This is a genomic window from Flavitalea antarctica, assembly GCF_054461535.1.
Map to the genome: position 1 here is coordinate 48,476 of NZ_JBTLQG010000030.1, position 23,846 is coordinate 72,321.

19 protein-coding genes are annotated in these 23,846 nt (G+C 44.2%); 4 read left to right on the forward strand and 15 right to left on the reverse strand.

Translation table 11 applies throughout. The annotated features are described in order from the left end of the window. Positions 1–105: 105 nt before the first annotated feature. The 10 genes from murC to ACX0G7_RS21040 form a co-directional block, all read right to left on the reverse strand. Positions 106–1,491 (reverse strand): UDP-N-acetylmuramate--L-alanine ligase, encoded by a 1,386-nt coding sequence (gene murC, locus ACX0G7_RS20995; RefSeq protein ID WP_458925487.1) that lies wholly within the window; start codon positions 1,489–1,491, stop codon positions 106–108. Further along, a complete protein-coding gene (murG, locus tag ACX0G7_RS21000) occupies positions 1,488–2,600 on the reverse strand; it encodes an undecaprenyldiphospho-muramoylpentapeptide beta-N-acetylglucosaminyltransferase (RefSeq protein ID WP_458925488.1) in 1,113 nt (370 codons plus the stop codon). Before murG ends, murC begins: the two co-directional genes overlap by 4 nt. Positions 2,601–2,645: 45 nt before the next feature. Then, positions 2,646–3,893, reverse strand: coding sequence for an FtsW/RodA/SpoVE family cell cycle protein (locus tag ACX0G7_RS21005; RefSeq protein ID WP_458925489.1), 1,248 nt, complete (start codon positions 3,891–3,893; stop codon positions 2,646–2,648). A 66-nt stretch (positions 3,894–3,959) separates the two neighbouring features. After that, positions 3,960–5,300 carry a UDP-N-acetylmuramoyl-L-alanine--D-glutamate ligase gene (murD, locus tag ACX0G7_RS21010; protein WP_458925490.1) on the reverse strand — a complete coding sequence of 447 codons (1,341 nt, stop codon included), beginning with the start codon at positions 5,298–5,300 and terminating at the stop codon, positions 3,960–3,962. Between the two features lie 5 nt (positions 5,301–5,305). Continuing rightward, positions 5,306–6,586, reverse strand: a complete 1,281-nt coding sequence (mraY, locus tag ACX0G7_RS21015) for a phospho-N-acetylmuramoyl-pentapeptide-transferase (protein WP_458925491.1) — start codon at positions 6,584–6,586, stop codon at positions 5,306–5,308. Positions 6,587–6,591: 5 nt separating this feature from the next. After that, entirely contained in the window at positions 6,592–8,058 is a 1,467-nt protein-coding gene (locus ACX0G7_RS21020; protein ID WP_458925492.1) for a UDP-N-acetylmuramoyl-L-alanyl-D-glutamate--2,6-diaminopimelate ligase, read from the reverse strand. A 9-nt stretch (positions 8,059–8,067) separates the two neighbouring features. After that, complete coding sequence (locus tag ACX0G7_RS21025) at positions 8,068–10,209, reverse strand: penicillin-binding protein (RefSeq protein WP_458925493.1); 2,142 nt, start codon at positions 10,207–10,209, stop codon at positions 8,068–8,070. A gap of 29 nt (positions 10,210–10,238) precedes the next feature. Then, positions 10,239–10,655: an FtsL-like putative cell division protein gene (locus ACX0G7_RS21030; protein WP_458925494.1), complete on the reverse strand. Its 417-nt coding sequence runs from the start codon at positions 10,653–10,655 to the stop codon at positions 10,239–10,241. A 109-nt stretch (positions 10,656–10,764) separates the two neighbouring features. Beyond that, the gene (gene rsmH, locus ACX0G7_RS21035; RefSeq protein WP_458925495.1) at positions 10,765–11,694 is read right to left on the reverse strand and encodes a 16S rRNA (cytosine(1402)-N(4))-methyltransferase RsmH; all 930 of its coding nucleotides are present in this window, start codon (positions 11,692–11,694) and stop codon (positions 10,765–10,767) included. 27 nt (positions 11,695–11,721) lie between these two features. Beyond that, the gene (locus ACX0G7_RS21040) at positions 11,722–12,180 is read right to left on the reverse strand and encodes a division/cell wall cluster transcriptional repressor MraZ (protein WP_458925496.1); all 459 of its coding nucleotides are present in this window, start codon (positions 12,178–12,180) and stop codon (positions 11,722–11,724) included. 321 nt (positions 12,181–12,501) lie between these two features. Here ACX0G7_RS21040 and ACX0G7_RS21045 point away from each other — a divergent pair, with 321 nt between their 5' ends. Beyond that, complete coding sequence (locus ACX0G7_RS21045) at positions 12,502–13,749, forward strand: S-adenosylmethionine:tRNA ribosyltransferase-isomerase (RefSeq protein WP_458925497.1); 1,248 nt, start codon at positions 12,502–12,504, stop codon at positions 13,747–13,749. A 40-nt stretch (positions 13,750–13,789) separates the two neighbouring features. Here the strand turns inward: ACX0G7_RS21045 and ACX0G7_RS21050 are convergent, their stop codons facing one another. Continuing rightward, positions 13,790–15,142, reverse strand: a complete 1,353-nt coding sequence (locus tag ACX0G7_RS21050; RefSeq protein WP_458925498.1) for a sensor histidine kinase — start codon at positions 15,140–15,142, stop codon at positions 13,790–13,792. A 395-nt stretch (positions 15,143–15,537) separates the two neighbouring features. Here ACX0G7_RS21050 and ACX0G7_RS21055 point away from each other — a divergent pair, with 395 nt between their 5' ends. Then, positions 15,538–16,089 carry a YqgE/AlgH family protein gene (locus ACX0G7_RS21055; RefSeq protein ID WP_458925499.1) on the forward strand — a complete coding sequence of 184 codons (552 nt, stop codon included), beginning with the start codon at positions 15,538–15,540 and terminating at the stop codon, positions 16,087–16,089. 659 nt (positions 16,090–16,748) lie between these two features. On the opposite strand, the gene ACX0G7_RS21060 is transcribed toward ACX0G7_RS21055, so the two are convergent. From ACX0G7_RS21060 to atpD, 4 genes are all read right to left on the reverse strand, one after another. Then, the gene (locus ACX0G7_RS21060; protein ID WP_458925500.1) at positions 16,749–17,369 is read right to left on the reverse strand and encodes an outer membrane beta-barrel protein; all 621 of its coding nucleotides are present in this window, start codon (positions 17,367–17,369) and stop codon (positions 16,749–16,751) included. 39 nt (positions 17,370–17,408) lie between these two features. Next, positions 17,409–18,044, reverse strand: a complete 636-nt coding sequence (locus ACX0G7_RS21065) for a DUF4136 domain-containing protein (RefSeq protein WP_458925501.1) — start codon at positions 18,042–18,044, stop codon at positions 17,409–17,411. A gap of 245 nt (positions 18,045–18,289) precedes the next feature. Further along, on the reverse strand, positions 18,290–18,556 hold the full coding sequence (gene atpC / locus ACX0G7_RS21070) for an ATP synthase F1 subunit epsilon (RefSeq protein WP_458925502.1): 267 nt from the start codon (positions 18,554–18,556) through the stop codon (positions 18,290–18,292). A 32-nt stretch (positions 18,557–18,588) separates the two neighbouring features. Then, complete coding sequence (gene atpD / locus ACX0G7_RS21075; RefSeq protein ID WP_458925503.1) at positions 18,589–20,088, reverse strand: F0F1 ATP synthase subunit beta; 1,500 nt, start codon at positions 20,086–20,088, stop codon at positions 18,589–18,591. A gap of 520 nt (positions 20,089–20,608) precedes the next feature. Here atpD and ACX0G7_RS21080 point away from each other — a divergent pair. Both ACX0G7_RS21080 and ACX0G7_RS21085 read left to right on the forward strand, forming a co-directional pair. Beyond that, positions 20,609–22,537 (forward strand): S9 family peptidase, encoded by a 1,929-nt coding sequence (locus tag ACX0G7_RS21080; protein WP_458925504.1) that lies wholly within the window; start codon positions 20,609–20,611, stop codon positions 22,535–22,537. Positions 22,538–22,617: 80 nt separating this feature from the next. Next, on the forward strand, positions 22,618–23,778 hold the full coding sequence (locus ACX0G7_RS21085; RefSeq protein ID WP_458925505.1) for a hypothetical protein: 1,161 nt from the start codon (positions 22,618–22,620) through the stop codon (positions 23,776–23,778). The last annotated feature ends 68 nt before the right edge of the window (positions 23,779–23,846 follow it).

The window sequence follows — 23,846 nt, forward strand, 5'->3', positions numbered from 1 at the left end:
GTTTAATTTTGTTTCAAATGGTCAAGGTCGTTCAACAAGTTTCTCACCGGCTGAACAACGGGTTAACAAGATCATTCAGCAAGTTTCTCACCGGCTGAACAACGGTTATTTGAGGTCGTTCAACAAGTTTCTCACCGGTTGAACAACAGTATCAATATCACCCGCACCAGCGGTAATGATCAACAGTTTTTCTGAACCTTTTTTAGGCAATAGTTCACTTTCCAGGTAACCCACGATTTCGCCTTTCTCCAGGATCTTCACGCCCTTCTGATTCATCATTCTCACTATCATTTCTGTATTTACTCCCTCAATGGGCAACTCCCTCGCCGGATAAATCGGCAACAACACAGTTTGATCTGCCATGTCCAGGCTCGTGGCAAATTCACTCGCGAAATCCCTTGTCCGCGTAAAAAGGTGTGGCTGAAAAATAACCACACAGTAATGATCTTCAAACAATGAGCGGGCGCCCTCAATCAGGGCACGGAGCTCTTCCGGATGATGGGCGTAGTCATCAACATATACCAGCCGGTCTGTTTTGACCTGGTACTCAAACCTCCTTTTAACTCCGCGAAATGATTCTACCGCTGCTTTTATCTTATCATCACTTATCCCAAGCTGATGTGCGACCGCTATTGCCGCAATCATATTTTCCACGTTATGAGCACCACCCATGTTCAGGATCACATTGTCCAAGGTCCATTTTTTTGCTTTGACAGAAAAACGATAGGTTCCCTGATTCATCACAATTTGTTCACTGTATATATCGGATGCCGGGTTATCCAGGCTATAGGTTATGTGATTGCCTGCATGGAACCTTTCTGATTGTGGTAAGTCCCGTTTGCTGATCAGCAATCCACCTGGTTTCAGCTTACCTGAAAATTCAATGAAGGCGTCCTGCATGGTGGCCTCGTCCCCGTAAATATCAAGGTGATCCGCATCCATGGCAGTGATCACGGCAATATCCGGGCTGAGTTTCAGGAAACTCCTGTCGTATTCATCTGCTTCAATAACACTCACATTTCGTTTATCGCTCCAGAAATTACTATTGTAGTTTACGGAAATTCCGCCCAAAAAGGCATTACATCCATACCCTGAATCGCGCAAAATGTGCGCAATCATGGTGGTGATGGTTGTTTTACCGTGGGTACCGGCAACCGCTATATTAAATGAACTGTGGGTAATGAGGCCAAGTACATCGCTTCTTTTCAAAAGCTGGTATTTGTTATCACGGTAGAAATTGAGTTCCCGGTGATCTTTTGGCACGGCGGGCGTGTATACAACAAGGTCAGCATCTTTTGGTGCCCGTTCCACGTCGTCAGTATAATGAATATCAATTCCTTCTTCAACTAATGCCCTGGTAAGAACCGTTTCGGTTTTATCATACCCACTCACCTGTTTGCCATGGAAAAGAAAGTACCTGGCAAGCGCACTCATTCCGATACCACCGATACCGATAAAATATATTCTTGATATATCTTTTATTTCCTTCATTCGCCGTCGTTTAATAACACTTTTGACCCTCTCAGTACCTCTTTTGCAATTACCTCATCAGCATTTGTTACAGCCAGTTTTGATATGTTTTGTTTTAGTTCTTCCTGTTGGCTTTTGTTTTTTGCAAGTGCTGCAACCACATCAACCAGTTTGCTTGCCGCGTCCTTGTCCGTCACTATTAATCCAGCTTTCTTGTTCACCAGCTTCATGGCATTCACGGTCTGATGATCCTCGGCGGCAAACGGAAAGGGAACAAACACCACCGGTTTCTTCACTACACAAAGTTCAGCAATGGCCATAGCACCCGCCCGCGATACAACGATATCTGCGGCGGTATAAGCATATTCCATTTTTGTGATAAAATCGTTGACCCAGATATTCGGTTGTCCCGCCGCCAGTTCCTTTGCTTTGGAATGGAATGATTTACCGGTCTGCCAGATCAGCTGAAGCCCGTTTTCGCTGAACCTGCCGAGCTTTTGGGCTATCGCCTCATTGATACCACGTGCCCCGAGGCTGCCACCGGTCACCAGCACAATCGCTTTTGCAGGATCAAGTTTAAAAAATGCCACCGCTTCTTCTTTGGTGATATCTGTTTTCACAATTGAATCACGCACCGGATTCCCCGTTATCATTGTTTTTTCCGCAGGGAAAAACTTTTCCATTCCATCGCCTCCGACAAACACCTTTGTGGCTTTCTTACCAAGCAATACGTTTGATTTTCCACCATAAGAATTTGCCTCATGGATATAAGTGGAGATAGACTTCGCCTGGGCATATCGTAATACCGGGAAACTGGAATAACCACCAACACCGATCACTGCATCAGGTTTAAATTCATTTACGATCCTCCTCACCTGGAAAAAACTTTTAGCCAGTTTGAAAGGAAGACCAATATTTTTTATCAAAGAGTTCCTGTTGAAACCGGCAATATCCAGTCCGATGATTTTATAGCCAGCCTGTGGCACCTTCTCCATTTCCATTTTTCCTTTCGCACCTACGAATAGAATATCGGCGGACGGATCAATTTTTTTTATGGCATTTGCAATAGCGACGGCCGGGAAAATGTGCCCCCCGGTACCACCACCTGCTATGATTATTTTTTTTGCCATTTTCTATCGCTATTCTTTTCTGCTGTTCTTTACTCTCTTTTATAATTATGCCTCTTCAGTTTGTACTGATCCATCATTGCCTTCCATCTGCTCTACATTTCTTGCTACGCTCAGAATGATCCCGATCGCAAAACAGGTAAACAAAAAAGAACTACCACCCATACTCACCAGCGGAAGCGTAACACCGGTCACCGGAAACAGGTTAACCGTCACCGCCATATTAATAAGCGCCTGGATCACAAGCGTGAAACTTAGTCCCAGCGCCAGGAACACTCCAAATGCGTAAGGGCATTTTCTGAAGATCCGTATACACCTGTATAAAAACACCAGGTAAATAAAGAGCACAAATGCCCCGCCGATCAACCCATATTCCTCAATAATGATGGCATAAATAAAATCTGAATAGGGATGCGGCAGAAAATTCCTTTGTTCACTGTTACCCGGACCGAGTCCAAAAAGACCGCCTTTTGCGATAGCAATTTTTGCCTGGTTAACCTGGTAGTTTTCGTCTTTGTCAATCTGCTTGCTGTCATAAACGAAGTTCTGCACCCTTTTTATCCAGGTAGAAATTCTACCGGATTCCAATACTGCAGGAAGTTCTTCGCTTTTGCCTGCCTCCTTATCATAATAAGCCGTTGAAACCGCAACCAGCATCACCAGCGGAATCAACGCGATCCCTATCGTAAGCAGAATATGTTTGGTGTTGATTCTTCCGATAAACATCAGGAGCAAACTTGTTGCCCCGATAAGCATTGCTGTTGATAAGTTCGCCGGAGCGATCAGGAGGCAGATGATAGCTACCGGTATAATTACCGGCAAAAAACCTTTTCGAAAATCCTTGATGACATCCTGCTTTTTGCTCAACATGCGGCTCAGGTACATAAACAGCGCAAGCTTCGCAAGATCCGAAGTTTGAAAGGTAAGGTTGATCAAAGGCAACCGTATCCACCGGCTCCCCTCATTTAAGGTTACGCCAAAAAACAGTGTATATATTAATAAGGGGATCGACAACAGGAACAATAACCGGGCCGCTCTCGAATACAATGTATAGTTAACGCGATGCGAAAAATAAATTATAGCAACCCCTAGCCCAATAAAAACAATCTGTTTGAAAAGATATAATTCTGTATTGCCCTTATTGAGCCTGTAAGCCAGCAACCCCGTTGAACTATAAACAACCAGCATAGATACCAATGCAAGCATCAGTACCATGGCCCATATCACCTTATCGCCCTGGGTCTTCTGACCAAGTTCCTTAAGCGCACTTTTCTGTATGGTAGAATAATCGTTCATGTATATCTCATAGCTAAAAAACTCATAACTAACTCATCACTCATAACTCATCACTCATAACTTTCTTCAAAGGTTTCTCACCGCCTGCTTAAACTGCGTTCCCCTATCCTCATAGTTTTTGAATAGATCAAAACTTGCGCAGGCCGGGCTTAGCAATACAACATCACCTTTGTTGGCAAAATGAAAAGCAGTTTTCACCGCTTCTTCCGCACTACCGGTGTTCATGATCAGCTGAACATCGTTTTGAAAGGCCTCATGGATCTTTCGGTTGTCTGTACCGAGACAAACTATCGCCTTCACCTTTTCTTTCACCAGTTCCGTAAGTACGGAGTAATCGTTGCCCTTATCAATACCACCAAGGATCAGGATGGTCGGCTGCTCCATGCTTTCCAGGGCGTACCATGTACTGTTCACGTTCGTGGCCTTCGAGTCATTGATAAAGTCAACTCCTCTTACGGTACTCACATGTTCCATCCTATGCTCCAATGATTCAAAGTTCTGCATGGCGTCACGGATCTTTTCTTTCCGTACCCCGATCAGAACAGCTGCTGTACATGCTGCCATAGTGTTGTATTGATTGTGTTTACCCTTAATTGCAAAGTCATAAATACTCATTTGTACCTTTTCTTCTCCGGTTGCAATGGTCATCTGGCCGTTCTTTAAAAATGCGCCTCTGTTAGTTTCGTTATTCATACTGAATGGTAATGGGTTAGAATGGATAGTAAAATTCCTGATGTATTGCATGGTCACCGGATCATCTTCGCAATAGATAAAATAGTCACTGCTGGTCTGATTTTCCGTAATCCTGAACTTGCTTTTGATATAATTTTCAAACTTGTAATCGTACCTGTCAAGATGATCCTCCGTAATGTTTGTGAGGATCGCTATATCCGGTCTGAACTCATGAATATCGTCGAGTTGAAAACTACTCACTTCCACTATATACCATTCCTTCGGATCCACTGCAACCTGCCTCGCAAACGAAAAACCAATATTGCCAACCACTGCACAATCAATCCCGGCCTTAGCGCAGATCTGCCAGGTAATGGTGGTTGTTGTTGTTTTACCATTGCTACCTGTGATCGCCGCAATCTTACTATTGCCCTTATACCGGTAAGCCAATTCAATCTCAGAACTTATTTTTATTCCTTTCGCACGGATCTTTTTCACCAGTTCATTTTTCTCCGGGATTCCCGGGCTCTTTATGATCTCACTGGCCGACAGTATAATGTCTTCACTGTGTTTACCTTGTTCGTACCTGATATTATTAGCCTCCAGTTCAGCGATAAATCTTGCAGGTATTGTTCCGCCATCGGATAGAAATACATCGTATCCTTTTTTCACTGCAAGTATCGCTGCCCCTACTCCGCTTTCCCCTCCTCCCAATATGATCATCCTGTTGCTCAAGCTGCTTATCTCATTTTTAAGGTGACGATGGCGAAAATGATACAGAGAATTGTTACGATCCAGAACCTGGTTACGATTTTACTTTCATGATAACCGAGTTTCTGGTAATGATGGTGAAGCGGGCTCATAAGGAATATTCGTCTGCCCTCTCCGAATTTCTTTTTCGTGTATTTAAAATAGGTCACCTGTATACTCACACTAAGCACTTCCACCAGGAACACGCCGCAAAAAATAGGTATCAACAGTTCTTTACGGACGATGATCGCAAGAGCAGCAATTACACCACCAAGCATAAGGCTGCCCGTGTCTCCCATAAACACCTGGGCGGGGTATGAATTATACCACAGGAATCCGACACAAGCCCCGATCATAGCGCCAATGAATATCGATAACTCACCAAGGTTGGGGATATACATGATGTTCAGATACTCGGCAAAACGCAGGTTACCGCTCGCATACGCAAATATTCCAAGACAGGCGCCAATAATGGCGCTCACCCCCGTCGCGAGCCCATCCAGGCCATCAGTAATATTTGCACCATTGGATACTGCCGTAATGATAAAAATCACAACGACCACATATAATATCCAGGTGAGGCCCTTGACCGCTTCAGGCAAAAACTTTGAATACCTGAACTCATGATTTCTCACAAAAGGAATGGTAGTTATCGGCTCTTCCACTACTACGAAGACTCTTTCTTTTCCATCGAACATTACCTTCCTGACGACTGATGTATCAGCCGGCAGGGTTTCCCCGATATATTCACGCCAAACACTGGTATTTGGATTGAAATAGATTGTTAGCCCAACTACAAGACCAAGAACAACCTGTCCCAATATCTTAAACCATCCCGCAAGTCCATCATCGTCGCTTTTCTTATAATTACCCCCGGCCTGCTGCGCGCGTTTTTTTGATCTCAGCTTCAGGAAGTCATCAATAAAGCCAATCATCCCCAGCCAGATGGTACTGAAGATCATCAGCCGGATATACGCTTTATTGAGATCAGCAAGCAATAAGGTAGGAATCAGGATCGCCATGATGATGATCAGGCCGCCCATGGTTGGTGTACCTTTTTTCTGCTGTTCTCCGGCTAAACCCAGATCACGGACACTTTCACCGATCTGCTTTTTCCTGAGGTAGTTGATCAGTTTTTTGCCAAACAAAGCCGATATCACCAGGGACAGAATGACAGCGAGTAACACCCGGGAAGTAATGAACTGAAACAGTGCACTTCCAGGATATTTGAACCCTAACTGTTGTAACCATTCTGTGAGATGATAGAGCATATAAATTATTTTTCAAGCATAGTAAACAGTTCCATCAACACCTTCTTATCATCAAATGGATGCTTAACCCCTTTAATTTCCTGGTACTTCTCATGACCCTTCCCGGCTATCAGCAATATGTCTTCCGGTTTGGCCAGACTGATTGCAGTTTTTATGGCTTCGCGGCGATCAACAATAGAAATCGATTTTCTTTTTGCGGCTGTATTGAGCCCGCGTTCCATATCCTTAAGTATCTCCACCGGATCTTCACTGCGTGGATTATCAGAAGTAAAGATCACGCGGTCACTGTATTCACAGGCTGCTTCCGCCATGATCGGTCTTTTTGTTTTGTCACGATCCCCACCGCAGCCAACAACCGTAATGATATTTTCGTGACCCTTGCGCAATTTTTGGATGGTGGCCAGCACATTTATCAGGGCATCCGGAGTATGTGCATAGTCAATAATGCCTATCACTTTATCAACCGGCGAAATGATATAATCAAATCTTCCTTCTGCACCCGAAAGAGCACTGAGTTCCAATAATATTTCTTCCTTGTTTTGTCCCAGGCATATTGCTGCCCCATAAACAGCCAGCAGGTTGTAGGCATTGAATTCACCGATGAGACGGAAATGAACTTCCTGCTCATTGATGGTCATGTATAACCCGGTCAAACCATTTTCAAGTATCTTCCCTTTGAACGCCGCCATGGTGTGCAGGCTGTAGAAATATTTGGTTGCGAGGGTGTTCTGAAGCATCACAGCGCCTCTTTTATCATCTGCATTTGAAATAGCGAATGCGCCTGAAGGAAGATTATCAAAAAATGATTTTTTCACCCGGATGTATTCATCAAATGTCTTGTGATAATCGAGATGATCATGCGTGATGTTGCTGAAGATACCCCCTGTATATTTCAAACCGGCAACACGTGATTGATGCAACGCATGCGAACTGGTCTCCATGAAAACATGCGTGCAGCCTTCATCAGCCATCTGCTTAAGCATCGCATTCAGACTAATCGCATCCGGCGTGGTATGAGTAGCTTCGATAACCCTGCTACCGATATGGTTTTGCACCGTGCTAAGTAACCCGCATGTGTAACCGAGTTTAGTATAGAGCTTATACAGTAAGGTTGCAATAGTCGTTTTGCCATTTGTTCCGGTGACGCCGACAAGCTTCAGCTTTTCAGACGGCTGACCAAAAAAGTTATGAGCCATGTATCCCGCAGCCGAAGCACTGTCCTGCACATGGATATAAGTAATACCATCCTTTGTTGTAACCGGCATCTGCTCAAGAATAATGGCAACCGCCCCTTTTTCTATGGCAGTGTCAATAAACTGATGACCATCCGCAGCCACTCCCCTGATGGCAATAAAAACACTACCCCCGGTCACCTTACGTGAGTCGATCTGCAGATCCTTTACTTCGATACCGGTATTTCCCGAAACCGACCGGATTGCCACCTTGTATAATATGTCCTGTAATACTGCCACTGCTGACTTTTAATTAAGCTCCAATGTTACCTTTTGATTTTTTGTAATTCCAGCGCCCGGATCTATGCTTTGTTGTTTGATTTTTCCTTTTCCCTTTGCCATCACCTTTAAGTGCAGACTTTCAAGCAGGTATACCGCATCCCTTAATCCCATACCCCGCAGATCGGGCATTATTGCCTTCCTGATTTCATTCTTCTTCAATACAGGGTTGTAGTCAACTGCATATACCCTTGCATAGTCTCCATTTAAAACTGAATCCGAATAACGCAGCTGCAGATGGTTCATAACCTGCCTGATATCCGTTGAAGCCCCGGCGAAATAATAGTTACTGCTGTCCTTTGAAGGCAGATACTCCGCTTTATTTTTTCTTTTGTTGGCATTAAGAGCAAACAATTTATCTGAAACCTCTTTAAACACGGGACCGGCAACAGCGGCTCCATAATAAACCTTTGCAAACGGTTTGTTTTTGATAACCACGATGCACGAATACTGCGGATCGTCTGCAGGAAAATAACCGGCAAACGAAGACTGGTAGATATGATCAGCATAACCCCTGTTTCCGTTGGCAACAAGTGCGGTTCCTGTTTTTCCTGCTACGGTATACCCAGCACCCTTGAAAAGTTTGTACCCTGTTCCTTTTCCTTCCGTACCACAAACTCCCACGAGGGCTTCCTGCAGTTGCCTGAGTGTTTCAGGGCTGCATATGCTTTCTTCTAAAACCTCCGGGCTGTTTTCTTTGACCACAATACCGGATTCGCTGATCTTATTGATCAGGTATGGCTTCATCATTTTACCGTTGTTGGCAACAGCGTTATACAACATCAGCGTTTGCAGCGGGCTTACCAACACCTCGTATCCAAAGCTCATCCATGGAAGTGAAGTGGCGCTCCATGTCCTTGATTTTGGTGTTTTCACTACAGGAGCTGTTTCTCCTATCAGGTCTATGCCCGAAGGTTGGTTGAACCTGAGCCGGCGAAGATGACTGACAAATTTCTCCGGCGTTTTTGCATAATGCGCCATGACCATCTTTGCCATACCAACATTGGAACTGTATTCAAATGCTTCCTTCAATGTTCCGTCATGAGGCTTATGTGGTTCGCTGTCATAAACCGTCCTTGAAAATACTCTCCAGCTTCCTCCTTCCAGATCAACCTTGGTATTCAGTGTTGCATGTTTGTCTTCCAGCACTGCCAGCAGTGTGGCCAGTTTGAAAGTTGAGCCTGGCTCCGACGCCCGGATCGCATAATTCAGATCTTCCCAGTATTTACCTTCGGCAGTACGGCCAAGATTGGCAATTGCCTTGATCTTCCCAGTTTTCACTTCCATCACTATACAGGTCCCGGTTTGGGCATCGTTTGAATCCATTACTTTCAATAATGCATTTTCCGCGATGTCCTGTATGTTCACATCAAGGGTAGTAATAACATCTTTACCATTTTTTGCCTCAATCTCTGATCCTTCAACCGGTACATAAACCCCACCTGCAAGAAAACGAACGAGACGCTTGCCGCTTTCACCTTTCAACAGTGTATCATATGTTTTCTCGAGGCCAACATTTGTATTTTTGATCTTACCATCGCTGGTAACATATTCACGTGATAAACCAATGGTCCGATTGGCCAGCAATCCGAATGGATTTAATCTTTTCCCTTTTTCTTCTGCAATAAAGCCACTCCGGTTACGGCCCTGCCTGAATAATGGAAACTCGCGCATCGCTTTATAATGCTGGAAGCTGAGGTTTCTTTTCAACTGGAAATACCTGTCCTTTCTGCGGAAGCCAGCCTGTAACAGCGCCTTATACTCTTTTTTAGATTTGTCTTTGAAATAATCTGCGAGGCTCCAGGCAAGTGAATCAACATTTTCCTTGAATCTTTTGCCTTCTTTATCATGCAGACCTTCAGCACCAAAATCGATATAGATGTCAAAAAACGGAATGGAAGTACTTAGCATACTTCCATCTTCACTATATATCGTACCACGCTGTGCGTCGATGTCAACAAAATGTTGTTGTTGCTTATTAGCCTGGGTTATCCAATATTCACCCTGCGCCTGCTGTATGTAAATAGCACGGCCGATGATAGCGAAACTAAACACTACGATCCCTATGAAACACAGGTAAACTCTCCACAATATGTCCCGCTTTACTTCCAAGATTTTATTTACTCTTTATGTTTTTATCCTTACTTTTTTACAGGTAAACTATCACCGATTATTACCGGTGGTTGTAATAATTCCTTGAGGCCGAAAGGTGCTACCGCTTTTGCAAGCTCAGATTGTTTGCTCCTGAACATCACTTCGCTTTTCATCGTTTTATATTCATATTGCAGCTCCTTAAGCTCGCGATTCACCCTTGTCATCTGCCTGATGGTCTTATCTGCAAAATGACCATTATAGATATAAACAACAGCGAGTACAGCCAGGAACAGGAAATATGGAATATTGCGAATGATCCATCTGTAGCTCAGCATACGCTTCCATGCGGGCCTGCTGATTTTCTTCCGGGCTGTTTTTTTTGTTTCAGCCACAGGTGACTCCTCAGTAAACGGCACTCCGTCAATTGATGTTTCTTCCTGTTCTATCGTACCAGTTTCTTTCATTATTTGTACCGGTTGATCCGGGATACGGTTTGGTGCTTGATTTATTATTGATCTTGTTTTGTTATTGATCTTATTTGTTATTGATCCTGTTTATTATTGATTCTTTTTATTATTGATCTTTCTTTTCCGCAATCCTCAGTTTAGCACTGCGTGATCTTGAATTTGCCTTTAGTTCCTTTTCATTTGGAACGATCGGTTTTTTTGTTATGATAGTCAATGATGACTTACCTTCTGTTCTACCATAGGGATCGGTGTTTTCTTCATCCTCTTCAAAATCTCCCTTTCGGAAAAAGTTTTTCACCAACCGGTCTTCCAAAGAATGAAACGTTATTACTGCGATCCGGCCCCCGGGCCTTAACAGATCCGGTACCTGGAGAAGCATTTCTTTCAATGCTCCTAACTCGTCATTCACCTCGATTCTCAAAGCCTGGAAAACCTGCGCAAAATATTTGTTCGGGTTACCCTTTACGACATGCTGAACAGCATTTTTGAAGTTAGTTATGGTTTTTAGCGATACTGAAGTCCTTACCTGTATTATTGTCTTAGCCAGTGTTTTTGAATTAGTCACCTCGCCATATTGCTCAAACAACTTGTGAAGCTGTTGTTCTGTATAGGTCTGCACTACTTCCGCCGCCGTTAACTTTTGGTTCCTGTTCATCCGCATATCGAAGTCACCTTCGAACCTTGTTGAAAATCCCCTGTCAGCTTCGTTAAACTGGTGACTACTTACACCCAGGTCTGCGAGGATACCATCAACCTTTGAAACCTTATTAACCCGCAGAAAACGGGTGAGGTGCCGGAAATTATGTGGAACAAAAATTACCCGCTTATCATCCGGCACATTCCGTTTAGCATCGGCGTCCTGGTCAAATGCAAATAACTTCCCGTCGTTATCAAGATGTTTTAAGATCTCTTTACTATGTCCACCTCCACCAAATGTGCAATCGACATATATCCCATCCGGCTTTATTTTGAGCCCTTCAATTGATTCCTGTAAAAGAACTGGTATATGGTAAACTGGTTGTTCCTTGTTGTCCATATCTTAACTTTCAATTTGCCGAACGGCCTAACTTAATCGTGGACCCCCATTTACTTTCTCTGACAACAAATGCAATCTCTCTTCAGTCATTCCCCGCTCCCATTCTTCCAACAGTTGTTTATCCCAGATCTCCACACGATCTTTTATACATTGCAGCACTACTTCCTTAGTGAGACCAGCATGCTGTTTCAGTCCAGGCGGTACCAGTAATCTGCCTGCTGAATCAAATTCCATAGGTGTCGCTCCCCTCATCATCGCCCTCAGATAGTCGGCACCGTCTTTATTCATTTGATTAACTTTACCGAAATCTTTTTCCATCATGTTTGACCAGCTGGCCTTTGGGAAGAGGTTAAGGTATTTGCCTTCACCTCTTGCCATTATAAATTCGCCGCCGTAATCCTCAGGAAGTTGTTTCCTGATTAATGCCGGTAGGAGAAACCGTCCCTTGGCGTCAAGGGTCACCTCAAATTCTCCTATTAGTTGCATTATTTACAATGATTTACGTCGACTGAACTTATTATTACCACAAAATAACACTTTTTCCCACTTTTAGACAAAATGGGTTCAGTTTTATTTTATCCACAGCTGCCGGGTGGTCCAAAGCGTGGCCCAGCCTGTGGATTTGATGGAAATCGTGTGAATAATCAGCCCGATTTTGTGTTAATATCCTGTGCATTTAGTGTTGATAACCTGTGGATTACAGTTGTAACACGCTCATAATGTGTTGTTAAGCCCAGGTAGCTGTCTCCGGCCAACATTTCGAAATCAGGTTTTGTCTAGATTCGCAGCTCATTTGAATGAGTGTTCATGAAAGATTTGTCGATCGAAGATTACAATTATGATTTACCTCCCGGGAGAATTGCGGGCCGCCCCCTGCCCGAAAGAGATCTGTCGAAACTGTTGATTTTTTGGAGGGGAAACCTGAAAGAAGATATATACCGTAATCTCGCCCACTACATACCCCCGGGATCACTCATGGTATTCAACAATAGCCGGGTGATTGAAGCGAGACTGATCTTTTCAAAGCCAAGTGGTGGAAAGATCGAGATCTTCTGCCTGGAACCGGTTGCAGAATGCGGGCAGGTGCAGGTTGCGCTATCACTTACCCGTGAAGTAAGCTGGATCTGCCTGATTGGAGGAGCATCAAAATGGAAGCCCGGCCAGGTATTACAAAAATCCTTTATTGCCGGTGAGCGCACCCTCCTGTTGAACGCAACTTTTGTATCACGGACCAGCGAAGCCTTTGTGATTCGTTTCAGCTGGGACAGCGATGAATTGTCGTTTGGGGAGATATTACATCAAACCGGCAGCATGCCTCTGCCCCCATATATAAAACGAGCTGCTGAAACGAACGACATTGAAAGATACCAGACAATTTATGCAGATGAAGCTGGTTCGGTTGCAGCACCTACTGCCGGACTTCATTTCACCCCCGGGATCATGAATTCGCTCACAGAAAATGGGATAGAACAGGCTTTTGTGACCTTGCATGTCGGGGCCGGTACGTTCAAGCCGGTCAAAGCTTCCAGAATGGAGGAGCATGAAATGCATGCTGAATTGATTGATATAGATCTTGATTCACTGAGACGTATAACCGATTTTTGCGATCAGCATATTACCGCGGTTGGAACAACCTCAATCCGCACAATAGAAAGTCTTTACTGGATGGGGATTAAGGTATTAGCCAACCCACACATCGCACCGGCTGATCTTACAGTGAGTCAATGGTTTGCTTTTGAGAATGGCAGTTCGGAGGTTTCTTCTCCGGAAGCATTGAACGCCCTGGCGAATTGGATGCTGGACATGAAAATGGACAGGCTGATAACAAAAACACAGCTATTAATCGGACCGGGTTACCGGTTCAGGGTGGCCCGGGCACTGGTGACAAATTTTCATCAGCCAAAGTCCACACTGCTTTTGCTGGTTGCGGCGCTCGCGGGAAAACATTGGCGAACCATTTATGATTATGCGCTTAGTCACGACTTTCGTTTTCTAAGCTATGGAGATGGGACCCTGATATTCCGGGAAGATGCGGATACGAACAATCAACCCTAATCAAACTTGTGAGGCCATAGTCAGGCATGGGACATCTCATCTATGCTGGCACTTTCTGTAGTGGTAGCTCAAGTGTAAAAGTGGAACCTTTGCCCTGGACGCTATCAACTTTTATCTTACCGTGATGGGCATCGATGATGGTTTTAACATAACTCAGGCCCAGCCCAAATCCTTTAACGTTGTGCAGGTTTCCTGTATGTGCACGATAGAATTTTTCGAATATTTTTCTTACAGTTTCTTTACTCATCCCAATGCCATTGTCTTCAAACCGGATGACCATATTTTTTGCTGTACTGTGGGTAGTGATTTTTAAGAGCAGGTCTTCCCGGCTGTATTTGACGGCATTATCGATAAGGTTTGAAATGAGGTTCCTGAAATGGACCTCATCGCCTTCAATCAGATCGTTTTTGGCATTCAGCTGCAGTTCAACCTTGCCGTTTTTTTCAGAAAGTTGCAGGGTATAGTTTTCCAGTACCAGTTTAATAATCGAATGCACATGGATGGGTTGCTTATTTAACTGTACCTCCTGGCGGTCCATCAAAGCAGCCTGCAGGATGGTCTCCACATGTTTATTCATTCTCTTATTCTCCTCCTTGATGATTCCGCTGAAATAATCCATTTTGGCCTTGTCATCAATTACCTTCTGATTCCGCAGCGCATCAACTGCAAGGGAAATAGTTGCCAGTGGCGTTTTGAATTCGTGCGTCATGTTATTGATGAAATCGTTTTTAATCTCACTCATCTTTTTCTGACGCAAAAGGGCACTCACAGTTACATAAAAGGCCGCGATGATCATGAGCGTAAAAAATCCGGCTCCGAGGATCATCCACTGTATTTGTTTAAGGGCAACGGATTTCACATCCGGAACAAGTACAAACATTGTCTCGTCCTGCACGAGATTTTCAAGGTCACTTCCAGGTGGTGGTTGAAAAGGATATACAAAGGTGAGAGAGTTGAGTGAGTCATTTTTTTCCAGTTCCTTCATAAAGCCTTTAGACTTCAGCTCAGGGACTGATGACGCATTGCCGGCTACGATCGCAAATTCAAATTTCAGGTTTTTCAGCCCATGCTTCTCGAGGTTCCTTCTCAGCTTTTCTTCAACAACATACCAGGTAAATTTCTGGGATATCGTTGGGGGGCGCATCAGCTCCATATTAAATTCGGCAGATGGCCATTTAAATCCAGGCTTTGAACGGAAACTCTTGAGAGCCGGAACTGCACTTCGTTGTTCCATCAACTCAGTACCCGTTTCCGAGATGGCAGCATTGATATTGGCTTTAAACTCCTCTTGTTTCCCTGCAAGCATAGTTCTCAACCAGCTATACTGAACATAGATTGTTCCGATGAGAGAGAAGGTGATCAGTACAATTATTACCGGGAAAACTTTTTTCACTTAGTGGCTGTTTTTTACTGGCTGAAAGAAAATTTCAGCCGGCAGTTGGTTATTGGTTCACCTGTAGGGTTTTATACAAACAAATTTAGCAAAGGCTTTTGTAACACTTATTCCGGATAGTCTTCCCCGTTTGTTTTAACTAAGATTTACAAGTAACGCCTTTCCTGCAACTCCTCCAAAATAAAAGAGTTACGGGACCTTTGGAGTGAAGTTACCGGATTAATAGACGGTCTGCAGGAAAGGAATAATGACGATTCCGCCAATACATTCTCGTTGCTTTGGGCTCGTTTGCCAAAGCATAAGAAGCTGAAAACCGATTTAGGCCCGGCGTTTTGTAGCTGCTAATCGCGAGGGAGTTCACAGCACTTTTGAAGTTTTTATATTAATTTAGGAATATGATTGAACCAGGACCAGGAATACTACTCATAGCGGAGCCGTTTCTGAAAGATCCCAACTTTATGCGCACGGTGGTACTCCTCTGCGATCACCAGGAAGAGGGAAGTTTTGGATTCGTGCTCAACAAGTTGTTTGACCATACACTTGATGAGCTGATGAATGATATGAACGAATTAAGTTTGCCGGTGTTTTATGGGGGACCTGTCCAGATGGACACGATCCATTTCCTGCATCAATACCCGGAAAAAATACCCGGAAGTCTTGAGCTTCTTGACGGGATATGCTGGGGAGGAGACTTCGAGACTGCGATTGGCCTGATTCGTTCCGGAGAAATTGACAAGAACAGGATTCGCTTTTTTATTGGATACTCTGGGTGGGGAAACGGGCAACTTACCGGCGAGCTAAAGGAAAAATCCTGGCTGTTAGCAGAAGCCAACAGGAAGCTGGCATTTAATACCCGCACAGAAGATATCTGGAAGGATTCGCTGAAGTTATTGGGTACCGAATTTGAAATGATGGCCAACTTCCCGATTGATCCTACCTTAAATTAAAAAAGCCCGTGAATTACATCACGGGCACAACACACAACTGTCCTCTCACCTTACCTGTACAATCAAACCTCAACCTTAAACACGTTTGAAACCGCCTTCATTTCGTCAATAATCTGCAAGTTTCCGACTGGTAGCATTCACGCTGACGTCTTTCACATACACACCCTGGCCGCACAAATCCAAATACTCACGTTTTGCCCTTCCCATTAATTTCGACCGCCATTTCTGATCTTCTTACCAGTTTGACACTGACAATTTTTTAACTTCACTTCAACCTCACACCACCATTCTCTTCACATCGCCATTCTTCAATCTCACACTACCATGCTCTTCACATCGCCCTTCTTCAACCTCACATCACCATTCTCTTCACATCGCCATTCTTCAACCTCACATCACCATTCTCTTCACATCGCCATTCTTCAACCTCACTTCACCATTCTCTTCACATCGCCCTTCATCAATCTCACTTCAACTTCACACCGTCATTAATCACCTTCAGTTTCAAATTCATTACCGCTAACCTTTCAAAGCCGAACTGTACTCCATCCAACTGACAATTTCCATTTGTGTTTATTTATTTTACCAGGGCTGTTTTGTTCCACCCGGGCTTTTTATTTTTTTACCTGTTATAGGTATGTGTATTACTATTAATCCTGTCAACGCAACGGAAATCTGAAACCTGCATGGAACCCGATGTTGTTCATATCCTTCAGGCTGCCCTGGTTAAAAGGAAGATAATTATATGCACCCCCCACCACAATACTTGACTCCCTATACCTACCTACCGGAATATAAACACCTGCCTCAGGCCGCGCAGCAAAACCGATCTTCGTTCTGCTATCTGCGAACTCACCGAAATACTGGCGATATGTGCCAAAATTTGCTCCTACGCCCAACCCGACATAAGGCTGGACTTTCGCTTCGGGCAGGAGGTTAAACTGTCCCTGCAATAAAACCGGCATAGCTGTAGCCGTGTTGGTCACAACAGCCGACAAGTCGCTGCCTTCAGTTGTCTTGTAAATCGCACGTGGATAGCGCTCATAAAAGCTTTGCATACCAATCCCGAGACCGACAGAAATCTGGTCATTAACCTCATACAGGAGGTTTGCATTCCACCCTCTGAACGAGGTGTTGCTTACATAATTTTTGAAGTCTGATGATGCAGGAAGACCCACACCGTAATTAATATTCAGCTTCATTCTTTGCGCGGTGGCGTCGGAAACGGTAAACAGTAGTACCACACCTATCATCAGGCAAAGTCTGTTAATATTTTTCATCGTTAGATTATTTGTGTTATTCATTAATCTCTTGAAACCTTAGTTTGAACTGATATAGGGAGACTGGTCGAACAGCGCCTTGATATTAGAACCTGCGTTCCGACCCTCAAATACACCAGTACCTCTTACTAATCCATTCCAGATACCATTGATCGTCTTTGATTCGTTTGCACCCTTGATATTAAGGATATCAACCGATAATGCACCTTCGGTTATTTCATATACACCATAAGACCTTGGAAAATTGTACCCAAAACCAGGGTAACCCCAATAAAAAGGATCATAATAATCATAGTATCCACCCCAGTAATCAGGGTAGCTGATCACCCCGGTTGAAGAATTATAGATCCGGCTTACATTGATACCAAGATCGGGATTCGCTGTACGGGCTACTTCTCTGAAACCCCTCTCTGTCATTTCCTTTCTTACGGCATTTACCAGTAACAGATCTATATCTGTTGAAACCTTTCCTTCAAGCCTGTTATTGCTGATCACGGTTACTGAATCCGAGATGCTGAAGGTGTTGAATGCACTGAAATTAATGGAGGAGTCGCGGTTTGTGACATAGATGCGGCTCTCCTCTTCTGTCATATCCCTTAAAGGGTCCTTGCTACAGCCGGCAAAGGCCAGCGTCGTAAGTAACAACACTGCTAATGGCAACTTATATCTTTTCATAGTTGATTGATGTTTGTATCTGGACCATAAACGTAATACAAGAGCGGGAGGTTGTATGTGCATTCGAAGCTTAACAGGTTACTAACAAGAAGATTAAAGACGAATTAAAAACAGGAACGGCCGGATAGAGTTATCAATAGAATGACCGTTTGACGGCCATATACATCACAAAAAACCCCGGCGAAACCGGGGTTATATTTGATGTAAATTAAACTTCTGAGTTATAGTCCCAGGGTGAATCTGCGTTAAACCGTGTCCAGTGCGCGTGCGCCCTCAACGAGGATAGTTACCTTATTATGCAACACTTCCACAAATCCACTCTGGATATCGAAAAACGCGAGGGGCGAAAACGATTTGTCTTTGAGCACCTTTACCTTACCTGATTTAAGAGCAGCTACCAGCGGAGCATGTCTCTCGAGGACTTCGAAGGAACCTTCCACGCCTGGAAGCTGAACCCCGTATACATCACCACTAAACAGCTTTCGCTCCGGCGTCAGTATTTCTAAATTCATTATTGGTCGTTTGAGTTTTCGCTGACGAAATATTATCCCTGTGCCTGGGCAAGCATTTTCTTACCTTTCTCGATAGCATCATCTATTGTTCCGACAAGGTTGAATGCCGCTTCAGGATACTCATCAACTTCTCCATCGATGATCATATTGAATCCACGGATAGTTTCTTCGATCGGAACCAACACACCTTTAAGACCAGTAAATTGTTCAGCAACATGGAAAGGCTGAGAAAGGAAACGCTGAACCCTTCTTGCACGTGATACAGTAAGTTTATCTTCATCACTCAACTCATCCAGACCAAGGATCGCGATGATATCCTGCAATTCCTTATAACGCTGAAGTATCAGTTTAACACGGTCAGCGCAATTGTAATGCGCATCACCTACAATCAACGGGGTAAGGATACGACTGGCGGAGTCCAAAGGATCCACCGCAGGATAAATACCCAGATCCGCAATTTTTCTAGACAGTACCGTTGTGGCATCCATGTGAGCAAACGTAGTTGCCGGCGCCGGATCGGTAAGATCATCCGCAGGAACATAAACCGCCTGAACTGAGGTAATAGAACCGTTTTTAGTTGAAGTAATTCTTTCCTGCATCAGGCCCATTTCCGTAGCCAGTGTAGGCTGGTATCCCACCGCAGATGGCATACGTCCCAGCAGTGCCGAAACCTCCGAACCCGCCTGTGTGAAACGGAAGATGTTGTCAACGAAGAAAAGGATATCACGACCTTTACCCTGGCCATCACCATCACGATAGTATTCTGCAATGGTCAATCCACTTAATGCAACTCTTGCACGCGCACCGGGCGGTTCATTCATTTGTCCGAATACGAAAGTCGCCTTGGATTCCTTCAGGTCATTAATATTAACCTTGTTCAGGTCCCATCCGCCACTTTCCATGCTGTGTTTGAATTCGTCGCCGTAGTTCATGATACCGGCTTCGATCATTTCACGCATCAGGTCATTTCCTTCCCTGGTTCTTTCTCCCACACCAGCAAATACGGAAACACCACTATAAGCTTTCGCAATATTATTAATAAGCTCCTGGATAAGTACTGTTTTACCAACACCCGCACCTCCCAGCAAACCAATCTTACCACCTTTAGCGTAAGGCTCAATCAGGTCAATAACTTTGATACCCGTATACAAAACCTCGGTTGCAGTGCTGAGGTTTTCAAATGCCGGTGGCTTGGAGTGAATCGGACGACCGCCAACCTTTGAGATCGCTGGCAATCCATCGATCGGATCACCGGTCACATTAAACAAACGTCCCTTAATTCCTTCGCCGATGGGCATTGTGATTGCCGAACCGGTATCTATGACTTCCATCCCACGAACCAGGCCTTCTGTTCCATCCATGGCGATACAGCGAACGCTGTCTTCCCCAAGGTGCTGCTGAGCCTCAAGAACAAGAGTCTCCCCAGTCGAACGTTTTAATTCCAACGCATTATAGATTTCAGGAAGTTTTCCTTCAAACTGAACGTCTACTACTGCGCCAATGATTTGCTTAATTTTACCAACGTTTGGCATATGTAAGATTTATTTGATCCGGTGTTGATGGGTGATCTTTAACTATTGATAGTCAATATCTTAAACAATATCAATAATTAACCTTTTTGTTTTCGGCTGCAAAGGTAAGCGAGCCTAACCAAAATCCGAAATTCCGCAGGATATTTTAGGGCTTTTTGCAGATGTTAAATAATTATCCGAGCAAACCCCCCGCCCGCAAATCTCGTTTATAGTATTAGTCTGGTGTTCATCCTTTATGTCCGGGAGGGACTGTTGTGGTCCCTCTCTTTTATTTTTCTGGACTCTCGTGAAAGGACCACAACCAGCCCGACCGAACTTGGGGACAATGGCCACCAGTGTACAGATGGTTTGCCGCTGTAGCTTACAATTTTCCCACTTTTAGTATTTGCAGCTCAGTTTGCGCACTTTTTTCACGATCTTTCTGAAAGATGGCTTTTGACCATTGAGTCCGGCCGAATCCCGGGGTCAACAGTAAAAACACCTCAAAAAATCTTCGAACTTTACCTAAACCTAAACAATAATGACGAAAATCATCCTGGCTTTTGTTATCCCTTGTGTCATTCTGAGCGGTTGCACGGATTCAGCGGGGAAAACAGAAAAAGACGAGCCGAAGCAAGTCGCCGCCTATACCATTGAACAATTTTATAAAAGCAACAATGTTAACGGAGGGGTCTTTTCACCAGATGAAAAGAAACTGATGTATACGAGTAATGAAAGTGGTATTTACAATGCATTCGAAGTTGACCTGGTCTCAGGGGTGAAAAAGGCCCTGACGAATTCTTCAAAAGAATCCATTTTCGGGCAGGAATACCTGCCGGGTTCGGATAACTTTTTATATGTTTCTGATAAAGGAGGCAATGAGAACGAACATATTTTTTTGCAGACCACAACCGGCGCCGTTAAAGATCTGACCCCCGGCGAGAAAGAGAAAGCCCAGTTCATAAGCTGGACCCGTAATGAGAATGCTTTTTACTACATCAGTAATGTCCGGGATCCTAAGTTTTTTGATCTGTACAAAATGGATACTTCCGGTTGGAAACCCGAAATGATCTACAAAAACGATAATGGCTTCGACTTCGCGGCAATCTCTGACGACGAAAACTTCCTGGTCCAGGTTCAGAACATTACTACGTCGGCCAACAATATGTTCCTGGTAGACAGATCTACCAAAAAGATCACAAAACTAAATAGCGACACCGCCGAAGGAGTTTATATCCCCATGCAGTTTTCGAAAGACAACAAAAGCCTTTATTATCTCACGGACGAGGGCAGTGAGTTCCAATATCTCGCTCGATATGATATTGCAAGTGGGAAGAAAGAAAAGGTATATGAAACAAACTGGGACGTGATGTATCTCACCCTTTCCTTCAACGAGAAATACCGGGTGATCGGTGTGAATGAAGACGGGGCCAATAAGATCTACATCTTCGATCACCAGACCGGCAAGCCGGTTGAAGTTCCGAAGATCGAGGGCGGTGACATACTCGGGGTCCGGTTCTCGAGAAGTGAAAATAAGATGCGCCTGAGTGTTGGTAGCAGCAAATCTACCAGCGATATCTATGTTTACGATTTTTCCACCAAAGACCTCAAAAAGGTCACGAATACACTGAACCCCGGGATAAAACCTGATGATCTCGTATCAGCCGAGGTGGTTAGGTATAAATCGTTTGACGGATTGGATATACCTGCCATTTATTACAAACCCCACCAGGCTTCGAAAGATGCAAAAGTTCCTGCGATTGTTCTGGTACATGGTGGCCCGGGTGGCCAGTCGAGGTCAGGTTTCAACCCGCTGATTCAATACCTCGTGAATCACGGCTATGCAATACTTGCAGTCAACAACCGCGGAAGCAGTGGTTATGGCAAATCATTTTTTAAGATGGACAACCGCAACCACGGCGACAAGGACCTTAAGGATTGTATCTGGGGTAAAAAGTATCTTGCATCGCTCCCTTATATCGATTCATCTAAGATTGGGATCATGGGCGGTTCTTATGGTGGTTACATGACCCTCGCCGCCCTTAGTTTTCATCCTGACGAGTTTAAAGTGGGCGTTGATCTTTTCGGCGTGGCAAACTGGCTGAGAACGCTCAAGGAGGTACCACCTTATTGGGAGTCATTTAAAAAAGCGCTGTATGAAGAGATTGGAGATCCTAACACCGCAGATACGGTAAGGCTTAAACAATACTCACCTTTGCTCCACGCAGATCAGATCACAAAACCACTTATGGTTTTGCAGGGTGCCAACGATCCCAGGGTTTTGAAAATTGAAAGCGATGAAGTGGTTGCTGCAGTAAAGAAAAATGGTGTACCGGTGGAGTATGTTATTTTTCCGGATGAGGGACATGGTTTCATGAAAAAAGAGAATGAGATAAAAGGATATGGTGAAATCTTAAAATTTCTTGACAAACATCTTAAATCAGATGCACCTGAAAATAAATTGAATTAAACTCCTTGTATTTATTATTTTGCGACAGGGTGCCCGCTGAGGCACCCTTCGTTTATTAAATAGCCTGAATCAAAAACAGCATGCAGCTTACTGAAGTATCAGATAAAAAAAGTAACCGGGATTTCTTACTGGTCAACGTAGAAATTAACCGCGGCAACCCCGAATATATCCGGCCGCTCGACAAAGACATTAACCTCGTCTTCGATCCGGCAAAAAACAAAACCTTCCGGCACGGTGAAGTTATCCGTTGGATCCTGCGGGATGATAAAGGAAAAAGGATTGGTCGTATCGCCGCTTTCATGAATAAACGATACAAGAACAAAAACGACAACATGACCGTTGGCGGCATCGGCTTTTTTGACTGCATTGACAACCAGGAAGCGGCAGACAAACTGTTCAATACCGCCAAAGAATGGTTAAGCCAAAAAGGTGCGGAAGCAATGGACGGACCAATAAATTTTGGTGAACGTGACCGCTGGTGGGGACTTCTTGTGAAAGGATTTAATTCGCCGATGTATGGCATGAACTATAATCCACCTTATTATCAACGTCTTTTTGAAACCTATGGTTTTAAAGTGTTTTTTAACCAGGAGTGTTTTGCCATGAAAGTAAAGGATCAGCTTTCAAAAAAATTCTTTGAGCGTCATGCCGCAATTGCTGCCGATCCCGGCTATAAGGCTGTTCATATCCGTAAGGATCAGCTGGAGAAATTTGCGAAGGACTTTACAACAGTCTACAATAAAGCCTGGTCAGGTCATGGTGGTCTGAAAGAAATGCGGAAAGAGATCGTTCACAAAATGTTCCTCGAAATGAAACCCATCATGGACGAAGAAGTCGTGTGGTTCACTTACTACCGCGATGAGCCGATCGCCATCTGGATAAACATACCTGACTTAAACCAGTGGTTTAAATACCTCAATGGAAAATTCGGCCCGCTCGCCAAGCTGAAATTTCTTTGGATAAAAGCCACAAAAAAATGCACTCGGTTTACTGGCGTGGCTTTTGGTGTTGTACCTGAATTCCAGGGCAAGGGAGTGGACTCGTACATGATTGTTGAAGGAGCCAAAGTGATTCAGCCAAGGGACATGTATGAAGATTATGAAATTCAATGGATTGGTGACTTCAACCCTAAGATGATCAATATTGCTCAAAGCCTCGGAACGTTTTTAAGCAGAAGATTAACTACCTACCGTTATATATTTGACCGTTCGAGGGAATATCACCGGCACCCGATTTTGTGATCCCGGCAATTGTGAACCGAATCTGGGAAACTCGCTGCCCGTTTCGACAGGCATCAGTCAGGAATTGA